The sequence below is a fragment of the Silicimonas algicola genome (genome assembly GCF_003148765.1).
Lineage (GTDB): Bacteria > Pseudomonadota > Alphaproteobacteria > Rhodobacterales > Rhodobacteraceae > Silicimonas > Silicimonas algicola.
The window spans coordinates 374,830-395,068 of the sequence record NZ_QGGV01000003.1; the positions used below are offsets into that span (position 1 = coordinate 374,830).

Sequence of the window (20,239 nt, forward strand, 5' to 3'; positions counted from 1 at the left end):
ACGAGGGGTCAGCGAGGCACATGACGGACCGGCCGGTCTTTGACGAAATGTGGGGCACCGGCGAGACGCTGCGCGAACCCTACCGCAAGTTCCACGACTGGTTCTCGGCCGAGGACCCGGCGCGGCTGCGCGCCAAGCAGCGCGAAGCTGAAGAGCTGTTCCGCCTGAGCGGGATCACCTTCAACGTCTACGGCCGCGCCGAGGCCGAGGAACGCCTCATCCCCTTCGACATCATCCCCCGCATCATCGGCGGCGCCGAATGGAACAAGCTCTGCAAGGGGATCGAGCAGCGGGTTCGCGCCATCAACTCGTTCCTTTACGATGTCTACCACAAGCAGGAGATCGTGAAGGCGGGCCGCATCCCTGAAGCGATGATCTCGGGCAACGAGGCGTTCCTTCCGCAGATGATCGGGGTCGAGCCGCCGGGCGGCATCTACACCCACATCGTCGGCATCGACCTCGTCTGCACGGGGCCGGGTGAGTTCTTCGTGCTCGAGGACAACGCGCGCACGCCCTCGGGCGTCAGCTACATGCTCGAGAACCGCGAGACGATGCTTCAGATGTTCCCCGAGCTGTTCTCGCAGAACCGCGTGCAGCCGGTGCAGAACTATCCTGCGCTTCTGAACCAGTCCCTGTCGGATTGCGCGCCGGCGGGTGCGGCGGATACGCCCGTCGTGGCCGTGCTGACGCCCGGCATCTACAACTCGGCCTATTTCGAGCATTCCTTCCTGGCCGACCAGATGGGTGTCGAACTGGTCGAGGGGCAGGATCTGCGCGTGGTCGACGGGCGCGTGGCGATGCGGACGACGGACGGCTACAAGCCGATCGACGTGCTCTACCGCCGCGTCGACGACGACTTCCTCGATCCGCTCAACTTCAATCCCGATAGCACGCTTGGCGTGCCGGGGATCATGGACGTCTACCGCGCCGGCGGCATCACCATCGCCAACGCGCCCGGAACCGGCATCGCCGACGACAAGGCGATCTACTCCTACATGCCCGACATCGTCGAGTTCTACACCGGCGAGCGGCCGCTTCTGAAGAACGTGCCCACCTGGCGCTGCTCGGACCGGGAGTCGCTATCGCATGTCCTCGACAACCTGGGCGACCTCGTCGTGAAGGAGGTCCACGGCTCGGGCGGCTATGGGATGCTCGTCGGTCCCGCCGCGGGCAAGACCGAGCTGCGCGAATTCCGAAAGAAGCTGGAGGCGAAGCCGCGGAACTACATTGCGCAGCCCACGCTTGCGCTGTCGACCTGTCCGATCTTCTCGCGCACCGGCCTGACGCCCCGGCACGTCGATCTGCGTCCCTTCGTCCTCTTCAGTCCGAAGGGCGTCACCATCACGCCAGGCGGCCTGACGCGCGTGGCCCTCAAGAAGGGGTCGCTGGTGGTGAACTCGTCCCAGGGCGGCGGCACCAAGGACACCTGGGTGCTGGAGGACTGAGGCGATGCTGGGCAAGACCGCGAACGGCCTCTTCTGGATGTACCGCTACCTCGAGCGGGCCGAGAACACGGCGCGGCTGATCGAGGCCGGGCAGCGCATCGCGCTGACGCGGCTTCACGGCAGCGATGACGAGTGGCGCGCGATCCTCCAGACGGCGGGCGGGCTCAAGGCCTTCGAAGCGGCCAACGAAGGGGTCACGAAGGAAGCCGCGATCAACTGGCTTCTGCGGGCGCGGGAGAACGGATCGTCCGTCCTGCGCTGCATCGAGACGGCGCGTCAGAATGCGCGGCTGGTGCGTACGGCGATCACGGGCGAAGTCTGGGAGTCGATGAACTCGACCTACATGATGGCGCAGGAGACGCTGGCGCGGAAGGTGGGCGAGCGCGACCTGCCGGGCGTTCTCGTCGCGCTTCGCCGGCAGACCGCTCTGGTGCGTGGCATGACCCACGGGACCATGCTTCGGAACGACATCTACAACTTCGCGCGGGTCGGCACCTTTCTCGAGCGCGCCGACAACACGGCGCGGATCCTCGACGTGAAGTACTATGTCCTTCTGCCGTCGGCGAGCGCCGTGGGCGGCGCGGTCGACAACGTCCACTGGGAAAGCATCCTGCGGTCGGTCTCGGCGCGCGGAGGCTTCCGCATGGAATACGGCCCCGGCGCCGGCCCGCGCCAGATCATCGATTTCCTGATCCTCAACACGAAGATGCCACGCAGCCTCGCCTTCTGCGTCAACAAGCTGGGCGAGAACCTCAAGTACCTTGCCCCGCCCGAGCATCCGACCGAGGCACAGTCCATGGTGAGCCGCATCCAGCAGGACCACCTGCGGCGCGACATAGACGACGTCCTCGATTACGGACTCCACGAGTTCATCGAAACCTATCTCGACCTTCTGGCCCGCGTCGCGCGCCAGATCGAAGTCGACTACCGGTTCTACGAGTGACCCGCATGAGGCTGATGATCAAGCACACGACCCGCTACCAGTTCAAGAAGCCGCTCCGCTTCGCGCTTCAGCAGATCCGCATGACGCCCCGGACCAACGCCGCACAAAGCGTCGTGTCCTGGGAGACGCGGGCGACGGGCGGGACGAAGGAGCTGGTTTTCCTCGATCATCACCGCAACGTCACCGAGCTGATCGCCTGCGGCAAGGGCACGACCGAGCTGGAGATCGTCTCAGAGGGCGAAATCGAGCTTCAGGACATGAGCGGCATCGTCGGCAGGCACATGGGGCCGGCGCCGCTCTGGCTCTATCGGCGCGAGACGCCGCTGACCGAAGCGAAGACCGGCGTCAAGGCACTGGTCCGCGGTCTCGACAGCGCGGGCGAGGCGCTGGAGCGGCTGCACGCCTTGTCCACCGCGATCCGCGACAGGGTGGACTATGTCACGGGCGTGTCGCAGTCCGACTGGACGGTCGAAACGGTGATCGAAGCGGGGCAGGGCGTCTGCCAGGACCACACCCATATCTTCCTCTCGGCGGCGCGCGAGATGGGCTTCCCGGCCCGCTACGTCTCGGGCTACCTCATGCTGAACGACCGCACCGCGCAGGAGGCGATGCACGCTTGGGCCGAGGCGCAAATCGAAGGGCTGGGATGGGTCGGTTTCGACGTCTCGAACGGCATCTCGCCCGACACGCGCTATGTCCGGGTCGCGACGGGACTGGACTATTCCGAGGCCGCGCCGGTATCTGGTATGCGCGTCGGCGGGTCGGGCGAGCGGCTCGACGTCTCGCTCGACGTGGTGGAGCAGTAGAGGGCGCCCGTGACGTATTGCGTAGGTATGGTTCTCGACCGCGGGCTCGTGTTCATGTCGGACACGCGCACGAATGCGGGTCTCGACAACATCTCGACCTTCCGGAAGATCACGCTCTGGGAGGAGCCGGGCGACAGGGTCCTGACGCTCCTGTCGTCGGGCAACCTGGCCACCACCCAGTCGGTCGTAAGCCTCCTCAACGAGCGCTCGAAGTCGCCCGAGGACCGGACGCCCACGCTTCTGACCGCACCGTCGATGTTCCAGGCGGCCAACATGGTCGCCGACACTCTGCGCGAGGTCGTCGCGCGCTACCGGCAGGGGGGGCTCACCGCCGAGACGCAGAAGTTTTCGGCGACGATGATCCTCGGCGGCCAGATCGGGGAAAGCCCGCCGCGCCTTTTCCTGATCTATCCCGAGGGCAATTTCATCGAGGCCGGACGCGACACGCCGTTCTTCCAGATCGGCGAGACGAAATACGGCCGCCCGATCCTCGTCCGGGCCTATGACCCCGCCCTGTCCTTCGAGCAGGCGATGAAGCTTCTGATCGTCAGCTTCGATTCCACCCTGAAGGCGAACCTGAGCGTCGGCGCGCCCTTCGACTATCACCTCTATTCGAGGGATAGCCTGAAGCTGGGTCCGACGGGCCGCATCGGGGTCGACGATCCCTACTTCAACGAGATCTCGCTTGCCTGGGGCAACGCCCTGAAGGCTGCGCTGGACAGCCTGCCCGATTTCGAGAGGGTGCCTGATCCCTAGGAGGGATTAGCGCTCCGTTCAGGTTTGGCTTCTATGAGAGCCGGGCCTCAAGCGGATTGGACACCTCATGTTCTCGTTTCTCGATCGCGTCGGGATCGGCGCGAAACTTCCCGTGCTCATAGGGCTTCTCGTCGCCATGACCATCGGCGTGTCGGGCGTGCAGTCGTACCTTTCGATGCGCTCGGTGCTGGAAGCAGAGGCGACGGCGCGGCTGACGGCCATCGGCGCGCTGCACTCGGACCGGATCGAGGAACTGCTGCTGAAGATCGACGAGGACCTCGAACATGCCGCCGGCGATCTTCAGACCGCCCTCGCCATCCGGGCCTTTCACACCGGCTTCGATGCTCTCGACGCGCCCCGCGACGAGTTGCAGAAGGATATCGACGACAACACCTATCCCGCCGATCAGAGATACCTCCTCATCGAATCGCCCGGCGGCCGGCTGTACGACGTCGCGCACCGCCGCTTTCACCCGATCTTCGAAACTCTGATGACCGCGGCAGGCTATTACGACGTCTTCCTCTTCGACCTCGAGGGCAACGTCCTCTACTCGGTCTTCAAGGAGCGTGACTTCGCCTCGAACGTGCTGGACGGCGACTTGCGCGACACCGGGCTGGGACAGGTCTATCGCGCCGTGCTCGACGCCGAGGAAGCGACCGTCGTCTTCTCTGACTTCGCCGTCTACGGGCCCAGCAACGGGCTGCCGGCCGCCTTCATCGCGCGTCCGGTGTCGGACGAAACCGGCGCAAGGGTTGGTGTCGTGGCCTTCCAGATGCCCGTGGGCGAGATCAGCGCCGCCGCCTCGGGACACGGTGCGGGCCTGGGCGAGACGGGCGATTCCTTCCTGGTCGGGCCCGACGGGCTTCTGCGGTCCGATTCCGTCCGGACCGAAACCAACGACATCCTCAAGCGCGAGGTTCGCAACCCGGCGCTCGACGCGGCAATCGCGGGGGCCACGGGCACGACGACCTACGGCGAGGGCCCGGGCGCGACGATGGCCTACCACGCGCCGGTGTCCTATCACGGCACGAACTGGGTGATGCTCACGCTCCAGTCGTCCGAGGAGATCTTCGCGCCCCTGGGAGCCTTGCGGATGAGCCTTCTTCTGCGAAGCCTCATCCTTCTGGCGGTCGCGGGCGTCGCGTCGCTCTTTGTCTCGCGGAACCTGTCGCGCCCGCTGGTGGCGCTGGGAACCGCGGTCCGCCGGATCGCCGAAAAGGATTTCGGGACACCTGTCCCCGCGACAGGGCGCGGCGATGAGATCGGCGCCATCGCGCAGTCGGTCGATGCCTTCCGCGCCGACCTCGCCGAGGCGGAGGCGAGCGCGCGCGACGCCGCCTTCAAAAGCGCGGCCTTCGAGGCGACGGGCGGGCCGATGCTCTTGACCGACCTCGATCTGAACGTCGTCGGCGCAAACGCCGCCTTTTCCCGCCTCGTCAACGAAAACGCGAGCGACTTCGAGATCGAGGGCGAGATCACCCTCGACCACCTGTGCGGCATGAACCTGACGCAGATGTCCTTCCTGCCGCTCGAGGTCCGGGAAAAGATGTCCGATTTCCGCAATCTGGCACTTCGCAAGAAGCTGTCGGTCGGCAAAAGCTATGTCGGCCTTCTGGTCGACCTCGTCCACGACCGCGACGGCAACGCGATCGGCTACGTTCTCGACCTGAAGAACCAGACCTTCCAGATGGCGTCCGAAGTGCTGGTGCGCGCCATCGATCGCCAGCAGGCGCGGCTCGAGCTTGACCTCGACGGCACGGTCAGCGCCGTGAACGATCGCTTCTGCGCCATGCTTGGCCGGTCGCGGGACGATCTCATCGGCACGTCCGGCCGCGGTCTTGTCGAAAGCATCGACAGTCCCGATACGGATATCTGGGCTCAGGCGGTGCAGGGCGAGGGCACGACGGGTCAGTTCAAGATCATCGGCGGAACCGGCGACCGCGTTCTCGACGGCAGTTTCAACCCGGTCCCCAACCAGGACTGGAAGACGACGGGCTTTCTGGTCATCGGCGTCGACGTCACCGAGGCGCAGCTGGAAATCGACGCGGCAGAACGCGACCGCGCCGAGCGGCAACAGCACCTGGCCGACGTCGTGAACGCGCTCAGCGTCACCCTGACCCGCGTGTCCGAGGGCGATCTTACGGCGAGGATCGACGACGCCTTCTCAAGCGAGTTCGATCAGCTTCGCGTCGACCTCAACACCGCGGTGAAGCGCCTGTCCGACGCCTTCGGGGCGGTGGTCGACACCGCACAGCTCATCGACGGCGAAGCGGCCGGCATCCACTCGTCGGTGACCGAGCTGTCCCGCCGCACCGAAAGCCAGGCCGCAACGCTGGAAGAGACCGCGGCGGCGCTGCAAGAGCTGACCGCTTCCGTCACATCCTCGGCGTCGGGCGCGGAAGCCGCGGCCCGCATCGCGCGCCACGCCCGCCAGAACGCCGAGCAAAGCGGCGGCATCGTCCGCGAGGCCGCCTCGGCCATGACCGCCATCGAGTCCTCCTCGCAGGAGGTGTCGAAGATCATCGGGGTGATCGACCAGATCGCCTTCCAGACCAACCTCCTGGCGCTCAATGCGGGCGTCGAGGCCGCACGCGCGGGCGAGGCCGGTCGCGGCTTCGCGGTCGTCGCCTCCGAGGTGCGGGCCCTTGCGCAGCGCTGTCTCGAGGCGTCGAACGAGATCACGGGTCTCATCAATGCCTCGCGCGATCACGTCCGCCGCGGCGTGTCCCTCGTCGGCCAGGCGGGTGGCGCACTTGAAAGCATCGCGGCTTCCGTCCTCCAGATCTCGGACAACGTGGGGCAGATCGCGCAGGCGACGGGCGAGCAGTCGAACGGCCTGACCGAGATCAACGCCGCCCTTTCGCAACTGGACGAAGCGACCCAGCACAACGCCGCGATGGCCGAGGAATCGACGGCCGCGGCTCAGGCCCTGGCGAAAGAAGCGAATGCCCTCACCGCGACGACGCGACGCTTCAACATAGGCCGCAGCGCCTCGCGCGAACTGAACGCCGCCTGACGCGCATATGGCTGCGGAACTACTCCGCAGCCCATGCGGGCGATGGCGTCAGTCGAGCTGCGCCATCACATCGTCCGAGACTTCGAAGTTCGCCGTCACCCGCTGCACGTCGTCGTCGTCCTCGAGCACCTCGATCAGCCGGAAGAGCTTCTGCGCGCCTTCGAGGTCGAGTTCGGTGGTCGTGGTCGGCCGCCAGACGAGCTTGGTGGATTCCGCCTCGCCAAGTGTCGCCTCGAGCGCCGCCGAGACGTCGGCGAGATCGGTGTCGGCGGTATAGATCGCGTGGCCCTCGTCGGAGCTTTCGACGTCTTCGGCGCCGGCCTCGATCGCCGCCATCATCACGGTGTCTTCGTCGCCGGCAGTGGTGGGATAGAGGATTTCGCCCTTCTTCTCGAACATGAAGCTGACCGAGCCCGTCTCGCCCAGGTTGCCGCCGTGCTTGCCGAAGGTCGAGCGCACGACCGAGGCGGTGCGGTTGCGGTTGTCGGTCATCGCCTCGACGATGACCGCGACGCCGCCGGGACCATAGCCCTCGTAGCGGATCTCCTCGTAATCGTCGCCATCACCGGCCTGCGACTTTGAAATCGCGCGCTCGATCACGTCCTTCGGAACCGAACTCGTGCGCGCTTCCTTCACGGCGAGGCGCAGGCGCGGGTTCTTCTCGGGGTCGGGATCGCCCATCTTGGCGGCAACCGTGATCTCCTTGGCGAGCTTCGAGAACAGCTTCGAGCGCGCCTTGTCCTGGCGCCCCTTGCGATGCTGGATGTTCGCCCACTTGCTGTGGCCTGCCATGGCGTTCCCTCGTCCTTGCCGCACCTCGAAATTCGGCCCGGATATAGGCCGCTTCCTGCGGTCTTTGCAAGGCCGTCCCAAGCCGCCCGGCCGCGCCGTTCCGCGATGGACGCTCGACTCAAGCGATGCTATCCCTAGTGTCATGCACGTAGCCGACCCCAAGATACGCATCGAGCCCGGTCGGATTCGCCCGCTCGACGACGCTGCGATCAACCGCATCGCGGCGGGCGAGGTCGTGGAGCGCCCGGCTTCTGCCGTCAAGGAGCTGATCGAGAACGCGCTCGACGCGGGCGCGCGACGGATCGACGTGACGGTCGCCGACGGCGGGCGGCGGATGATCCGCGTCGCCGACGACGGCTCGGGCATCGCGGCCGAGGATCTGCCGCTCGCCCTGTCGCGCCACGCGACGTCGAAGATCGACGGGTCCGACCTTCTGAACATCCACACCTTCGGTTTCCGCGGCGAGGCGCTGGCCTCGCTTGCCGCCGTGGGGCGTCTCAGCGTGACCTCGCGCCCCGAGGGCTGCGACGCCGCGCGGATCGAGGCGCAGGGCGGCGCGCCCGGTCCGGTTCGACCCGTCGCAGGGCGGCCCGGCACGGTGGTCGAGTTGCGCGATCTCTTCTACGCCACGCCCGCGCGCCTGAAGTTCCTGCGCACCGAACGCGGCGAGATGCAGGCGGTGACCGATGTCGTGCGCCGCCTCGCCATGGCCGAGCCATACGCCCGGTTCTCCCTCTCCGACGCCACCGACGCCCCGCGTGAGGTCTTCGCGGTCGCGGCCGAAACCGGCGATCCGCGCGATGCGCTGACGGCGCGGCTGGCGGCGATCCTCGGCCCAGATTTCGCCGCGAACGCCATCGCGGTCGACGCCGAGCGCGAGGGCCTGCACCTGACCGGCCTCGCCGCTCTGCCGACATGGTCGCGGGGGTCGGCGGTGCACCAGTATCTTTTCGTCAACGGCCGCCCGGTGCGCGACAAGCTTCTGACCGGCGCGCTTCGGGCGGGATACATGGACGTGCTGTCCCGCGACCGCCATCCGGCCGCCGTGCTTTTCGTCGACTGCGAGCCCGCGATGGTCGACGTGAACGTCCATCCTGCGAAGTCCGAGGTTCGGTTCCGCGACCCGGCCACGGCCCGCGGCCTCGTGGTCTCGGGCCTGCGCCGCGCACTTGCCGGAGCGGGTCACCGGGCGTCCTCGACCGTGGCCGAGGCGACGCTCGACGCGTTCCGCGCGCCGTCCGACGCAGGTCCGCGCGTCTACCAGATGGACTTCGCCTCGCGACCTGCACCCTTGCCGCGCACGCACATGGCCGAGGCTCCGGTGCCCTTCGCTCCCGCGTCGGCGCGCGCCGAGACGTCGGGGGACGACGCGCCCCTCGACCAGCCGCTCGGTGCGGCGCGGGCGCAGGTCCACGAGAACTTCATCCTCGCGCAGACCCGCGACGGCCTGATCCTCGTCGATGCCCATGCCGCGCATGAACGCCTGGTCTACGAGCGCCTGAAGGCGCAGATGGAGGGCACGGGTGTCGCCAGCCAGGCGCTTCTGGTGCCCGAGATCGTCGATCTCGGCGCGGCGGCGGGGGCACTTCTCGCCCATGCGGAGGATCTGGCGAAACTCGGCCTGATCGTCGAGCCCTTCGGCCCCGGCGCCGTCGTGGTGCGCGAGACGCCCGCAATCCTCGGCGCCTGCGATGCGGCAGCCCTTGTCCGCGACATCGCCGACGAGCTTCAGGATCTGGGTCAGTCGACCGCGCTCAAGGCCCGCATCGACGCCGTCCTCAGCCGGGTGGCCTGCCATGGCTCGGTCCGAACCGGGCGGCGGATGCGCGTCGAGGAAATGAACGCGCTCCTGCGCGAAATGGAAGCGACGCCCCTGTCCGGCCAGTGCAACCACGGCCGGCCGACCTATGTGGAGTTGAAGCTCCACGACATCGAAAGGCTGTTCGGACGGCGATGATCCGGTTCGGCGAGACAACCCTCGACCTCAACGACCCGACCGTGCAGGCTGCACTGGCGGCGGGGGCGCTTGTGTTCCTGGTCCTGATCCTCCTTGTCATGTCGGTGCGTCGCGCCGGGCGGTCGGCCGAGATGATCGCGCCGCTCGCGGGCCACCTCAGCCTGCTCGGTCAGCGCGTCGAGGCCCTGTCGGACGGGCAGAACCGGCTGTCCGGCGGCCTGACCCACGTCTCCGAGGCGCAGGCGGCGAGCCAGGCGAACATGCTGCGGCTGATGGAGCAGCGGCTGGCCGAGGTCTCCTCGAAGATGACCGAGAACCTGCAAGGCTCGGCCACGCGCACGGCGCGGTCGCTCGGCGACCTTCAACAGCGGCTCGAGACCATCGACAAGGCTCAGGCCAACATCGAGAAGCTGTCGGGCGACGTGCTGTCGCTTCAGGACATCCTGTCGAACAAGCAGACCCGCGGCGCCTTCGGCGAGATCCAGCTCCGCGACATCGTGTCGAAGGCATTGCCCACCGACAGCTATACCTGGCAGGCGACGCTCTCGAACGGGAAGCGGGCGGACTGCCTGATCCACCTGCCGAACCCGCCGGGACCGATCGTGGTCGACGCGAAGTTTCCGCTCGAGGCCTACGAGGCGCTCGTCGCCGCAGGAACGGACGAGGAGCGCAAGCGCGCGCTCGGCGGGCTGAAACAGGCGGTGCGCGTCCACATCAAGGCGATTTCGGACCGCTATATCCTCGAGGGCGAGACGGCGGATGGGGCGCTGATGTTCCTGCCCTCCGAGGCGATCTATGCAGAACTGCATGCGCGCCTCCCCGAGGTGGTGCGCGAGGGCTTTGCCGCGCGCGTCTGGATCGTGTCGCCCACGACCTGCATGGCGACCCTCCACACCATGCGGGCGATCCTGAAGGACGCCCGGATGCGCGAGCAGGCGGGCGAGATCCGCAAGGCCCTGGCGCAGCTTCACCGCGACGTCGAGATCGTGCTGGAACGCGCGGGCAAGCTCGAGACGCATTTCGACCAGGCCCGCCGCGACGTCGAGGGGATCACCGTCGCGGCCGAGCGGGCGGGAAAGCGGGCGGCGCGGCTCGACAACTTCGACTTCGAGGAAAGCGACGCCGAACCTGCGCCCGTGGTGCGGCTGACCGAGCGACGCGAGACCTGACGCGGGCAGAGCCCCGGTCCGCGCCCTCAGTCCTCGCGACCGCGTCCGGCGCGCGACATCCGGCCCGACCGGCCGCCGCGGCGGCCGGGATGCGCCGAGCGTGACGGCAACTCCTCCATCACGTTGCGGCGCCACTCGTCGCTCATGGAACTCCAGGCCGCGATCTCGTCGCCCGAGCGGCGGCATCCGAGGCAAAGCCCGGTCTCGGCGTGAATGACGCAGATGTTCACGCAAGGCGTCTCGATCATGCGGCCCCCATGTGCTTTAGGCGGTCGAGCGCCCCTTGAAGGATGTAGGACGCCGCGACGTGGTCGATGACCTCGGCCCTGCGGCGGCGCGAGGTATCGGCTTCGAGAAGCGCGCGCTCGGCCGCGACGGTCGACAGACGCTCGTCCCAGAAGGCGATCGGCAGGGCGGTCAGCCGTTCGAGGTTCCGTGCGAAAGCGCGCGTCGACTGACAGCGCGGCCCCTCGGTTCCGTCCATGTTCAAAGGCAGTCCCAGGACAAGCCCGGCGATGATGCGCTCGTCGCAGATGGCGAGGAGGGCGGCGGCGTCCTGCCCGAATTTCGTCCGCGTCACCGTGCGCAGGGGCGTCGCGACGCTGCGGAAGCCGTCCGAGACCGCCACGCCGATGGTCTTGGTGCCAAGGTCGAGGCCCGCGAGAGGGCCGTGGACGGGCAGGGCGGCCCGAAAGTCGTCCATATTTGCGGCGATCATTCCGCCACCCCGGCGCGTGAGGCGGCGGCGGCGATGATCGCCAACGCCTCGTCGTTTCCGGCAAAAGCGTTCCTTGCCTCGACCGCAATCGCGCTGGCCCGCTCGCTCTCGCCCAGGACGGCGAGGGCGCCGATCAGCCGCGCCCAGTCCTCAGGCGGGCCGCCCTGCGTGGCAAGGCGCTCGGCCAGTCCTTCGACCATGCCCCCGATCATGGCTTGGCGGTCCTCGTCCGTCATGTCGGCGGCGGCTTCGACATCGGCACTGGTCGGCCCCCGCTCGGCCGGCACGGCATAGTCGACCCCGGCGGCGGCGGCGAGGCCTTCGATCTCGGCGCGGATGACCGGCACCCAGGGCGCATCGGGCGCCCCCGTCTCGAGCAGGCGGCGCCAGATCGGGAAGGCGCGGTCGGGCCGTCCGTTCTGTGCCAGCATCAGCCCGGCGTAATACTGCCCCGCTCCGTTCTCGGGATCGAGGTCGGTCAGGCGTCGCAGGCGCGCCTCGGCCTCGGGCGAGACATAGCCGCCGGCGGCGAAGACCATCATGTCCACGAGCATCGAGAGGTCGTCGGCGGTCGCATCCTCGCCCTTTGCGGCGATGAGCTTTTCCTGGGCCTCTCGCGCTGCGGTGAAGTTGCCGAGGCGCGCTTCGTTCTGGGCGAGAAGGGCGAGGCCCTGCGCGTCATTGGGCCTGGTTTCCAATGCCGCGCGAAGTTTCTCCATCAGATCGAGGAAATTCGCATCGGGTTCCGGCGCCGCGGGCAGGGTGGGGGCCGCCAGCGCCTCGGCCTCGGCCTGGCCCGGACGCGCGGCGGCGGCTTCCTGAATGGCGGCGAGCCTCGCCTCCATCGGCAGGTCGCGCGTACCCGGCGCGCCGATCAGGGCGTAAAGCCCGCCCGCACCCAGAAGAAGGACTGCGATCATCAAAAGGGCGGCGGGCAGGCGCGCGCCGTCCTTTGCGGCCGACGCCGCCGTCGCGCGGGCGTCGGCGTCCAGCAATCGGCGCGACACTTCGGTCCGCGCGGCCTCGGCCTCGGCGGGACGCAGGACGCCACGAGACAGGTCGCGCTCGATTTCGGTGAGCTGGTCGCGATAGACGGCAAGGTCGGACGCCCCGCCCGACAGCCCCGCGCCCCGCACTCGCAGCGACGCGAGGAGGCTTGCGGCGACGGCCGCGACGATCAGACCTGCGACGATCCAGAACATGGTTCCCGACTTAATCGCACCGCGCGCGGACGGAAAGGGTCGAAGCGCCGCAGGGCCCCTGCCGGGCCATGCCGAAACGGGGTGTCGTCCTTCCGCTTGTCGGCGGACGCCGCTTGGTCAATCCTGCGACGAAGAGTCGGGGGATCGTCCGAACCCGGTCGAATGGGGAAGCCATGAGCCGCTATTCCGTCTTCGCCGTCGCGCGCGAAGCCTTCCGGAACCACACCGGCTGGCAGCGCGCCTGGCGCAGCCCCGAGCCGAAGCGGCGTTACGACGTCGTGATCGTCGGCGCGGGCGGGCACGGGCTGGCCACGGCCTATTACCTCGGCAAGAACCACGGCATCCGCAACGTGGCCGTGATCGAGAAAGGCTGGCTCGGCGGTGGCAACACCGGGCGGAACACGACGATCATACGGTCGAACTACCTCCAGGACCCGTCGGCCGCGATCTATGAGAAATCGCGCGCGCTCTACGAGAACCTGAGCCAGGACCTGAACTACAACGTCATGTTCAGCCCGCGCGGCGTGATGATGCTGGCGCAGACCGAGCACGAGGTCAGGGGCTATCGCCGCACCGCGCAGGCCAATGCGCTGCAGGGCGTCGAGACCGAATTCATCACACCTGAGCGCGTGAAGGAGCTTTGCCCGATCATCGAGACGCGTGGACCGCGCTACCCGGTCCTCGGCGCGCTCTGGCAGCCGAGAGGCGGCACGGCGCGGCACGATGCGGTTGCCTGGGGCTATGCGCGGAAGTGTTCCGAGATGGGAATGGACATTCTCCAGCGCTGCGAGGTGACCGGGGTCACGACAGAGGGCGGTCGCGTCACCGGGGTGACGACGACGCGGGGTGACATCGGCTGCGGCAAGCTGGGGATCGTGGTCGCGGGGCATTCGGGGCACCTGGCCGCAATGGCGGGGTTCCGGCTGCCGATCGAGAGCGTGGCGCTCCAGGCGCTCGTGTCCGAGCCGATCAAGCCCTGCATGGACGTGGTCGTCATGGCGAACACCGTTCACGGCTACATGAGCCAGTCCGACAAGGGCGAGATGGTGATCGGCGGCGGCGCCGACGGCTACAACAACTACACGCAACGCGGCTCTTTCCATCACATCGAAGAAACCGTCCGCGCGCTGATCGAGACTTTCCCGATGATCTCGCGCCTGAAGATGCTGCGGCAATGGGGCGGGATCGTGGACATGACGGGCGACCGCTCGCCCATCCTGTCGAAGACGCCTGTCGAAGGCATATTCATCAACTGCGGCTGGGGCACGGGCGGGTTCAAGGCGATCCCGGGGTCGGGCTGGGGCTTTGCGGAGCTGATGGCGAAGGGTGAAAGCCCGCTTTGTGCGGCTTTCGGGCTGGAACGGTTCCGAGAGGGTCGGTTCGTCGACGAGAGCGTCGCGGCGGGAGTGGCGCACTGATGGCGCGGCGCCTTGTATACAAGGCATGCGCGGACCTCCGCGCATCGGCGGGACGGCAGCGGAACCAGGACCGGTTTCTCCATGTTGTGAGGTCAGACTGCTTCACAGAAACACAGGAGGGCCGACCATGGCCGACACCTATACCCGCACCGACAACACAACGACCCCGCCGCGCGGCGAGGTACGCACGTCCCACACCAAGACCGAGCGTTCCAGCTCGTCGGGTCTCATCGTCGGCGCGATCATCGCGCTGCTCGTCATCGTGGGCGCGTTGTTCCTTTTCGGCGGCGCGGCGGATGACGAGGTCATTGAAGGCTCGACCGTCGATACGGCCGTCCCGGTCGACGACGCCACGCTGCCCGCAGGCGATGAGATTACGCCGGCACCGGATGCGATCGCTCCGGCTGACGACGCGATCGAGCCTGCCCCCGATGCGATCGTCCCCGCTCCCGATGCAACCGCTCCGGAAGCGACCGCTCCCGCGGTCGACGCTCCTGCTGCCGAGGCTCCTGCCGCCGACGCTCCCGCTGCCGAGACGACTGCTCCGGCTGACGACGCAGAGGTCGTTCCCGCTCCGGCCAACTAAGCCGGGCGATCTGACACGGGGCTCGCGCCCCATACTGGGCGGCGTCCTTCCGGACGCCGCCCTTTCCATGCGTGGACCATCCGTCCCGATCAGGTTTCAGACGGAGAGGCCATGCTGACCCTGACCTGCCCCTATTGCGGTATCCCCTGCGACGAGACCGAGCTTGCGGCGGGTGGCGAAGCGCACCTAAAGCGCTTCGGACCCGGTGCCTCGGATGCGGAGTTCGAGGGTTACATGTTCCACCGCGAGAACCCGAAGGGTGTCCATTTCGAGCGCTGGCGACATGCCTATGGCTGCGGCAAGTGGTTCCTGGCCGCGCGGCACACGGTCACGATGGAGGTCTTCGGGACCTACGAGGCGCAAAGCACCGAGCCGCCGCAGGAGGTTCGCGACCGCATCACGGCCAGGCACCCCGGCTGGACCTGGAGGGACTTCGCGTGAGCCACAGACTGCCCTCCGGCGGTCGGCTGATCGACCGCGACGTGCCTGTGAGCTTCACGTTCAACGGCAAGACGTTCAAGGGTCTCCGCGGAGACACCCTCGCCTCGGCCCTTCTGGCGAACGGCCAGCTGATGATGGGACGGTCGTTCAAATATCATCGCCCGCGCGGTGTCGTCGCCTATGGCCCCGAAGAGCCCAATGCGCTGATGGGTCTCGGGGAGGGCAAGACCTTCGAGCCGAACGCGCGCGCGACCACGACCGAGCTGTTCGACGGGCTGGAGGCGAAGAGCCAGAACCACTGGCCGAGCCTCGAGTTCGACCTGGGCGCCATCAACGCGCGACTCTCGCGGTTCCTGCCGGCCGGGTTCTACTACAAGATGTTCATGTGGCCGCGCGGCTTCTGGAAGCATGTCTACGAGCCGGTGATCCGGCAATCGGCCGGTCTGGGGCAACCTCCGCGCAAGCGCGACGCGGACCGTTACGAGCACTTCAACATTGCCCTAGATGTCCTTGTGATCGGAGGTGGAATTGCTGGCCTCACGGCCACGCTCGCCGCTGCGGCGGCCGGGGCCGAGGTGATGCTGGTCGAGGAGACGGCGCACTGGGGCGGACGGGCTGCGGTCGATGGCGGCGAGATCGACGGCGCCCTGGCGTCCGACTGGATTGCCGAGATGCGCGACCGCCTTTCCGCCATGTCCAACGTGCGCCTGCGGACGCGCACCATGGGGGCGGGCGTGTACGACCACGGCTACGCGCTTCTCTACGAACGTCTCACGGACCACGCACCCGACACGGCAATCCCGCGCCACCGGCTGTGGAAGGTGCGGGCGCGGCAGATCGTCGTGGCAACGGGCGCCATCGAACGGCCGCTGGCCTTTGCCGGGAACGATCTTCCGGGCGTGATGCTGGCGAGCGCCGTTCGGGACTATGTCGTGAACCACGCCGTTGTCCCCGGACGCCGGACCGTGGTCGTGACGAACAACGACGATGGCTACCGGACCGCCCTGGCGCTGAAGGCGGCGGGGCTCGAGGTGCCCGCGATCCTCGATGCCAGAACCGACGCACGGGGTCCGCTCTCGGAGGAGGCGCGGCGCGCGGGGCTGAGGGTTCTTACCGGCCGTGGCGTCTCGATGGTCGAGGGCAAGGGCCGCGTCGAGACAGTCTATGCCTGCGAGCAGGCCGGCGATGGCACGGTGACTGAGGACTTCGCGGCGGACTGCGTCGCCATGTCGGGCGGCTGGTCGCCCGCCGTCCACCTGTGGAGCCACGCGGGCGGCAAGCTTGCGTGGAACGACGACGAATGCATGTTCCGACCCGACCCCGACGCGGCGCCGAGGGGTGCCGACGGCGAGGTCTTCGTCCGCGCCGCGGGCACTGCGAACGGGGCGGTGACGACGCAGGTTGTCCTGCGCGACGCCTTCGCCGCCGGGCAGGCCGCCGCCGAGGCGACGGGCCGACGCGCCACGGGGCGCGCGCCCGAGGCCGAGGAGGAAGTGCGCCAGATGATGGTGCCGGTGTGGATCATGCCGGAGAACGCTCCCTACAAGCGGCGCGCGAAGGCCTGGCTCGACTTCCAGAACGACGTCAAGGTCACGGACGTCGAACTTGCCGCGCGAGAGGGCTTCGAAAGCGTCGAGCACGCCAAGCGCTATACCACGCTCGGCATGGCGACCGATCAGGGGAAGCTGAGCAACATCAACGGCCTGGCCGTGCTTTCTCACGCTCTTGGCGTTCCCATTCCCTCGGTCGGAACGACGACGTTCCGCCCCCCGTGGACGCCGATCACCATGGGCGCCATCGCGGGCGAGGCGCGGGGCGAGTTGTTCCAGCCCATCCGCAGGACGCCGATGCACGACTGGCACGAGAAGAACGGCGCGCATTGGGAACCGGTCGGTCACTGGCGCAGGCCCTATGCCTATCCGCAGGGCGGGGAGTCCGTCCACGACGCGGTGTCCCGCGAGGTGACGGCGGCACGGCAATCGGCGGGCCTTCTCGATGCCTCGACGCTTGGCAAGATCCTCGTGAAAGGGCCGGACGCGGGCCGTTTCCTCGACATGGTTTACACCAACATGATGTCGACGCTGGCGCCGGGGAAATGCCGCTATGGCCTGATGTGCGGCGAGAACGGTTTCCTGATCGACGACGGCGTGGTGGCGCGGCTCGATGCCGACACCTGGCTTTGCCATACGACAACGGGCGGCGCGGATCGCATCCACGGTCACATGGAGGAATGGCTTCAGACCGAGTGGTGGGACTGGAAGGTCTGGGTCGTGAACGTCACCGAGCAATACGGCCAGATCGCTGTCGTCGGTCCGCGCGCGCGCGACGTGCTCGAGGCCGTGGGCGGCGACATGGACCTCTCGAAGGCTGCCTTGCCGTTCATGCAGTGGAAGGCGGGGACGCTTGGCGGCATCCCGGTCAAGGTGTTCCGCATCAGCTTTTCGGGCGAGTTGTCCTACGAGGTCCAAGTCCCGGCCGGACAGGCGCCGGCGCTCTGGGACCGGCTGCTGGAGGCGGGCGACCCCTTCGGCATCACACCCTATGGCACCGAGGCGCTGCACGTCCTGCGCGCCGAGAAGGGCTTCATCATGATCGGTGACGAGACCGACGGCACGGTGATCCCCCAGGACCTTGGGCTTGATTGGGCGATCTCGAAGAAGAAGGACGACTTCCTGGGCAAGCGCGCGCAGGAACGCGACCACATGACGGACCCGTTGCGTTGGAAGCTGGTCGGGCTTCACACGCTCGACGGCTCGGTGCTGCCGGAGGGCGCCTATGCGGTCGACGAGGGCGTGAACGAGAATGGCCAGCGGCGGACGCAGGGACGCGTAACCTCGACCTATCATTCGCCGACGCTGAAGCGGGGCATCGCCATGGGCCTTGTCGAGCGGGGGCCGGATCGTATGGGAGAGGTGCTGGATTTCGCGAAGATCGACGGCGGCGTGGTCAAGGCCAGGATCGTGAGCCCGGTGTTCTACGACCCCGAGGGAGTGAAGCAGGATGTCTGACGCTGTGACGGCGCTGCGGGGACGAAGCTTCACCGGAATGGTGACGGTGGAGGACGCGGGTCCCGTCGGGATGGTGACGGTGCGGGCCGATCTGGCGGACGAAACCGTGCGCGCCGCACTGGCCGCGGCAGGGTCGGATCTGCCCGAGGCGGGCGGGCTGACCTGGTCGGACGATGGCGGCACGCTCTGGATGTCGCCGGACGAGGCGCTGATCCTTTGCGCGGCCGACGAAGCGGCGCAGAAGGCCTCGGCGCTCGCTCGCGCGCTTGACGGAAGCCACGCGCTGGTGGCCGACGTTTCGCAGGCCCGGATCGTCATTCGGCTCACGGGCCGGGATGCGCTTGTGCGCGAGGTGCTGGCGAAGCTCTCGCCCGCCGATCTGCGCGCTTCGGCATTTCCGGTCGGGCGGGTCCGCCGCACGAGGCTGGGGCAGGTGGCCGCCGCCTTCTGGTTTCCGGCCGAGGGCGAGGCGATGCTGATCTGCTTCCGATCGGTCGCCGACTACGCCTTCGCGCTTCTGTCGAATGCCGCAGCGCCGGGAAGCGACGTCGGGCACTTTTGAGTTTTCCTTTGTCCTGCAGACCACTGGTGACGTAAGCTCACCTTTGCAGCATGGGGGGCGGCGCAATGACGGACCACCGAGCCGAGGAGGTGCTGGACCTCTGGTTCCCGGATAATGGACACTGGCTTGACCGAGAGGCGCACGCGCGCTTCTGGGACGAGCGGATGCAAGGCGGGATGGACGCCGTGATCTGCGAGCGCTTCGCGGGGCTGACCGAAGCCGCGGCGCGGGGACAACTGGATCACTGGGCCGAGACGCCGCGCGGCCGGCTGGCGCTTCTGATCGCCCTCGATCAGTTCCCGCGCTCGCTCTGGCGCGACACGCCGGGGGCTTTCGCTCAGGACATCAAGGCATGCCGGCTGGCGCTCGAGGGCGTGGCGAACGGCGCGTTCGACGGGCTGGCGCCCTGGGAGCAGACCTTCTTCGTCATCTCGATCAGCCATTGCGAGGGGCCGGATCACCTCGAACGGATGCGGATGCTTGGGATCTTGACCGACCGCGTCGCCTCGCGTCTGAAGGAGCCTCTGCTGGAGATGGCAGAAAGGTTCCGCAGCCAGACCGCGCGGGTCACCGGCATCATCGAGCGTTTCGGACGGCATCCGCACCGCAACGCCGTCCTCGGGCGGCTGTCGACCCCCGAGGAAGAGGCCTATATCGCCACCGGAGACTTTCCTCATGTCAGGAAGGTCGCCGGAGAAGCCGCCGAGGTGTGAGCCCTTGACCCGAGGTCTGAACCGCCACAGGTAAGGCGCAAACAACTGCAACAGAGAGGGGCCCCAAATGGCTTTCGACCTTCCCGACCTTCCGTATTCCCACGACGCCCTCGCTTCGAAGGGCATGTCGAAGGAGACGCTCGAGTATCACCACGACATTCACCACAAGGCCTACGTCGACAACGGCAACAAGCTGATCGCGGGCACCGAGTGGGAGAACAAGTCGCTCGAAGAGATCATCAAGGGCACCTACGACAAGGGCGCCGTGGCCCAGTCGGGCATCTTCAACAACATCAGCCAGCTCTGGAACCACAACCAGTTCTGGGAGATGATGACCCCGGACGAGAGCAAGATGCCCTCCGAGGTCGAAAGCGCGCTGAAGGACAGCTTCGGCTCGGTCGACGACTTCAAGAAGAAGTTTTCGGAAGCGGGTGCGGGGCAATTCGGCTCGGGCTGGGCCTGGCTCGTCAAGGACAGCGACGGCGGGCTGAAGGTCACGAAAACCGAGAACGGCGTGAACCCGGTGTGCTTCGGGCAGACGGCCCTTCTGGGCTGCGACGTGTGGGAGCACAGCTACTACATCGATTTCCGCAACAAACGCCCGGCTTACCTCGAGAACTTCCTCGGCAAGCTGGTCAACTGGGAGAATGTCGCCTCGCGCATGTGAGCGGCGTCCGGATCCCGTTGCGAAGGCCCGTCCATGCGGC

18 protein-coding genes are annotated in these 20,239 nt (G+C 67.6%); 14 read left to right on the forward strand and 4 right to left on the reverse strand.

What is annotated here, in order from left to right; genetic code table 11:
* Nucleotides 1–20 precede the first annotated feature (20 nt).
* The 5 genes from C8D95_RS09250 (at nucleotide 21) to C8D95_RS09270 (ending at nucleotide 6,966) form a co-directional block, all read left to right on the forward strand.
* Nucleotides 21–1,445: a circularly permuted type 2 ATP-grasp protein gene (locus C8D95_RS09250; protein ID WP_109758884.1), complete on the forward strand. Its 1,425-nt coding sequence runs from the start codon at nucleotides 21–23 to the stop codon at nucleotides 1,443–1,445.
* A gap of 4 nt (nucleotides 1,446–1,449) precedes the next feature.
* A complete protein-coding gene (locus C8D95_RS09255; protein WP_109758885.1) occupies nucleotides 1,450–2,388 on the forward strand; it encodes an alpha-E domain-containing protein in 939 nt (312 codons plus the stop codon).
* 5 nt (nucleotides 2,389–2,393) lie between these two features.
* Nucleotides 2,394–3,194, forward strand: a complete 801-nt coding sequence (locus C8D95_RS09260; RefSeq protein ID WP_109758886.1) for a transglutaminase family protein — start codon at nucleotides 2,394–2,396, stop codon at nucleotides 3,192–3,194.
* Nucleotides 3,195–3,221: 27 nt separating this feature from the next.
* Entirely contained in the window at nucleotides 3,222–3,950 is a 729-nt protein-coding gene (locus tag C8D95_RS09265) for a proteasome-type protease (RefSeq protein WP_109758887.1), read from the forward strand.
* Between the two features lie 67 nt (nucleotides 3,951–4,017).
* A complete protein-coding gene (locus C8D95_RS09270; RefSeq protein ID WP_109758888.1) occupies nucleotides 4,018–6,966 on the forward strand; it encodes a methyl-accepting chemotaxis protein in 2,949 nt (982 codons plus the stop codon).
* 48 nt (nucleotides 6,967–7,014) lie between these two features.
* Here the strand turns inward: C8D95_RS09270 and C8D95_RS09275 are convergent, their stop codons facing one another.
* Entirely contained in the window at nucleotides 7,015–7,758 is a 744-nt protein-coding gene (locus C8D95_RS09275; protein ID WP_109758889.1) for a YebC/PmpR family DNA-binding transcriptional regulator, read from the reverse strand.
* 142 nt (nucleotides 7,759–7,900) lie between these two features.
* Here C8D95_RS09275 and mutL point away from each other — a divergent pair, with 142 nt between their 5' ends.
* Both mutL and C8D95_RS09285 read left to right on the forward strand, forming a co-directional pair.
* Nucleotides 7,901–9,715, forward strand: a complete 1,815-nt coding sequence (gene mutL, locus C8D95_RS09280; RefSeq protein ID WP_109758890.1) for a DNA mismatch repair endonuclease MutL — start codon at nucleotides 7,901–7,903, stop codon at nucleotides 9,713–9,715.
* Nucleotides 9,712–10,884, forward strand: a complete 1,173-nt coding sequence (locus tag C8D95_RS09285; RefSeq protein WP_109758891.1) for a DNA recombination protein RmuC — start codon at nucleotides 9,712–9,714, stop codon at nucleotides 10,882–10,884. Before mutL ends, C8D95_RS09285 begins: the two co-directional genes overlap by 4 nt.
* Nucleotides 10,885–10,910: 26 nt before the next feature.
* Here the strand turns inward: C8D95_RS09285 and C8D95_RS09290 are convergent, their stop codons facing one another.
* Genes C8D95_RS09290 through ccmI form a run of 3 tightly spaced genes read right to left on the reverse strand, consistent with a single transcriptional unit; the run spans nucleotide 10,911 to nucleotide 12,804 of the window.
* Nucleotides 10,911–11,132: a DUF1289 domain-containing protein gene (locus tag C8D95_RS09290; RefSeq protein WP_109758892.1), complete on the reverse strand. Its 222-nt coding sequence runs from the start codon at nucleotides 11,130–11,132 to the stop codon at nucleotides 10,911–10,913.
* The gene (gene ruvX / locus C8D95_RS09295) at nucleotides 11,129–11,602 is read right to left on the reverse strand and encodes a Holliday junction resolvase RuvX (RefSeq protein ID WP_109758893.1); all 474 of its coding nucleotides are present in this window, start codon (nucleotides 11,600–11,602) and stop codon (nucleotides 11,129–11,131) included. The genes C8D95_RS09290 and ruvX overlap by 4 nt, the downstream gene beginning before the upstream one ends.
* The gene (gene ccmI / locus C8D95_RS09300) at nucleotides 11,599–12,804 is read right to left on the reverse strand and encodes a c-type cytochrome biogenesis protein CcmI (protein ID WP_109758894.1); all 1,206 of its coding nucleotides are present in this window, start codon (nucleotides 12,802–12,804) and stop codon (nucleotides 11,599–11,601) included. The genes ruvX and ccmI overlap by 4 nt, the downstream gene beginning before the upstream one ends.
* A 173-nt stretch (nucleotides 12,805–12,977) precedes the next feature.
* Here ccmI and C8D95_RS09305 point away from each other — a divergent pair, with 173 nt between their 5' ends.
* From C8D95_RS09305 to C8D95_RS09335, 7 genes are all read left to right on the forward strand, one after another.
* Nucleotides 12,978–14,222 (forward strand): sarcosine oxidase subunit beta family protein, encoded by a 1,245-nt coding sequence (locus tag C8D95_RS09305; RefSeq protein WP_109759023.1) that lies wholly within the window; start codon nucleotides 12,978–12,980, stop codon nucleotides 14,220–14,222.
* Nucleotides 14,223–14,349: 127 nt separating this feature from the next.
* A complete protein-coding gene (locus tag C8D95_RS09310; RefSeq protein WP_206508485.1) occupies nucleotides 14,350–14,808 on the forward strand; it encodes a hypothetical protein in 459 nt (152 codons plus the stop codon).
* A 111-nt stretch (nucleotides 14,809–14,919) separates the two neighbouring features.
* Nucleotides 14,920–15,249: a sarcosine oxidase subunit delta gene (locus tag C8D95_RS09315; RefSeq protein WP_109758895.1), complete on the forward strand. Its 330-nt coding sequence runs from the start codon at nucleotides 14,920–14,922 to the stop codon at nucleotides 15,247–15,249.
* Nucleotides 15,246–18,257 carry a sarcosine oxidase subunit alpha family protein gene (locus C8D95_RS09320; protein ID WP_109758896.1) on the forward strand — a complete coding sequence of 1,004 codons (3,012 nt, stop codon included), beginning with the start codon at nucleotides 15,246–15,248 and terminating at the stop codon, nucleotides 18,255–18,257. Before C8D95_RS09315 ends, C8D95_RS09320 begins: the two co-directional genes overlap by 4 nt.
* On the forward strand, nucleotides 18,250–18,819 hold the full coding sequence (locus C8D95_RS09325; protein ID WP_109758897.1) for a sarcosine oxidase subunit gamma: 570 nt from the start codon (nucleotides 18,250–18,252) through the stop codon (nucleotides 18,817–18,819). Before C8D95_RS09320 ends, C8D95_RS09325 begins: the two co-directional genes overlap by 8 nt.
* A 65-nt stretch (nucleotides 18,820–18,884) precedes the next feature.
* Nucleotides 18,885–19,532: a DUF924 family protein gene (locus C8D95_RS09330; protein ID WP_109758898.1), complete on the forward strand. Its 648-nt coding sequence runs from the start codon at nucleotides 18,885–18,887 to the stop codon at nucleotides 19,530–19,532.
* Between the two features lie 67 nt (nucleotides 19,533–19,599).
* Entirely contained in the window at nucleotides 19,600–20,199 is a 600-nt protein-coding gene (locus C8D95_RS09335; RefSeq protein ID WP_109758899.1) for a superoxide dismutase, read from the forward strand.
* The last annotated feature ends 40 nt before the right edge of the window (nucleotides 20,200–20,239 follow it).

Bases quoted from the DNA above. Each gene is read 5' to 3' on its own strand.
- C8D95_RS09250 (WP_109758884.1), top strand. From the start codon at position 21: ATGACGGACCGGCCGGTCTTTGACGAAATGTGGGGCACCGGCGAGACG.
- C8D95_RS09255 (WP_109758885.1), top strand. From the start codon at position 1,450: ATGCTGGGCAAGACCGCGAACGGCCTCTTCTGGATGTACCGCTACCTC.
- C8D95_RS09260 (WP_109758886.1), top strand. From the start codon at position 2,394: ATGAGGCTGATGATCAAGCACACGACCCGCTACCAGTTCAAGAAGCCG.
- C8D95_RS09265 (WP_109758887.1), top strand. From the start codon at position 3,222: ATGGTTCTCGACCGCGGGCTCGTGTTCATGTCGGACACGCGCACGAAT.
- C8D95_RS09270 (WP_109758888.1), top strand. From the start codon at position 4,018: ATGTTCTCGTTTCTCGATCGCGTCGGGATCGGCGCGAAACTTCCCGTG.
- C8D95_RS09275 (WP_109758889.1), bottom strand. From the start codon at position 7,758: ATGGCAGGCCACAGCAAGTGGGCGAACATCCAGCATCGCAAGGGGCGC.
- mutL (WP_109758890.1), top strand. From the start codon at position 7,901: ATGCACGTAGCCGACCCCAAGATACGCATCGAGCCCGGTCGGATTCGC.
- C8D95_RS09285 (WP_109758891.1), top strand. From the start codon at position 9,712: ATGATCCGGTTCGGCGAGACAACCCTCGACCTCAACGACCCGACCGTG.
- C8D95_RS09290 (WP_109758892.1), bottom strand. From the start codon at position 11,132: ATGATCGAGACGCCTTGCGTGAACATCTGCGTCATTCACGCCGAGACC.
- ruvX (WP_109758893.1), bottom strand. From the start codon at position 11,602: ATGATCGCCGCAAATATGGACGACTTTCGGGCCGCCCTGCCCGTCCAC.
- ccmI (WP_109758894.1), bottom strand. From the start codon at position 12,804: ATGTTCTGGATCGTCGCAGGTCTGATCGTCGCGGCCGTCGCCGCAAGC.
- C8D95_RS09305 (WP_109759023.1), top strand. From the start codon at position 12,978: ATGAGCCGCTATTCCGTCTTCGCCGTCGCGCGCGAAGCCTTCCGGAAC.
- C8D95_RS09310 (WP_206508485.1), top strand. From the start codon at position 14,350: ATGGCCGACACCTATACCCGCACCGACAACACAACGACCCCGCCGCGC.
- C8D95_RS09315 (WP_109758895.1), top strand. From the start codon at position 14,920: ATGCTGACCCTGACCTGCCCCTATTGCGGTATCCCCTGCGACGAGACC.
- C8D95_RS09325 (WP_109758897.1), top strand. From the start codon at position 18,250: ATGTCTGACGCTGTGACGGCGCTGCGGGGACGAAGCTTCACCGGAATG.
- C8D95_RS09330 (WP_109758898.1), top strand. From the start codon at position 18,885: ATGACGGACCACCGAGCCGAGGAGGTGCTGGACCTCTGGTTCCCGGAT.
- C8D95_RS09335 (WP_109758899.1), top strand. From the start codon at position 19,600: ATGGCTTTCGACCTTCCCGACCTTCCGTATTCCCACGACGCCCTCGCT.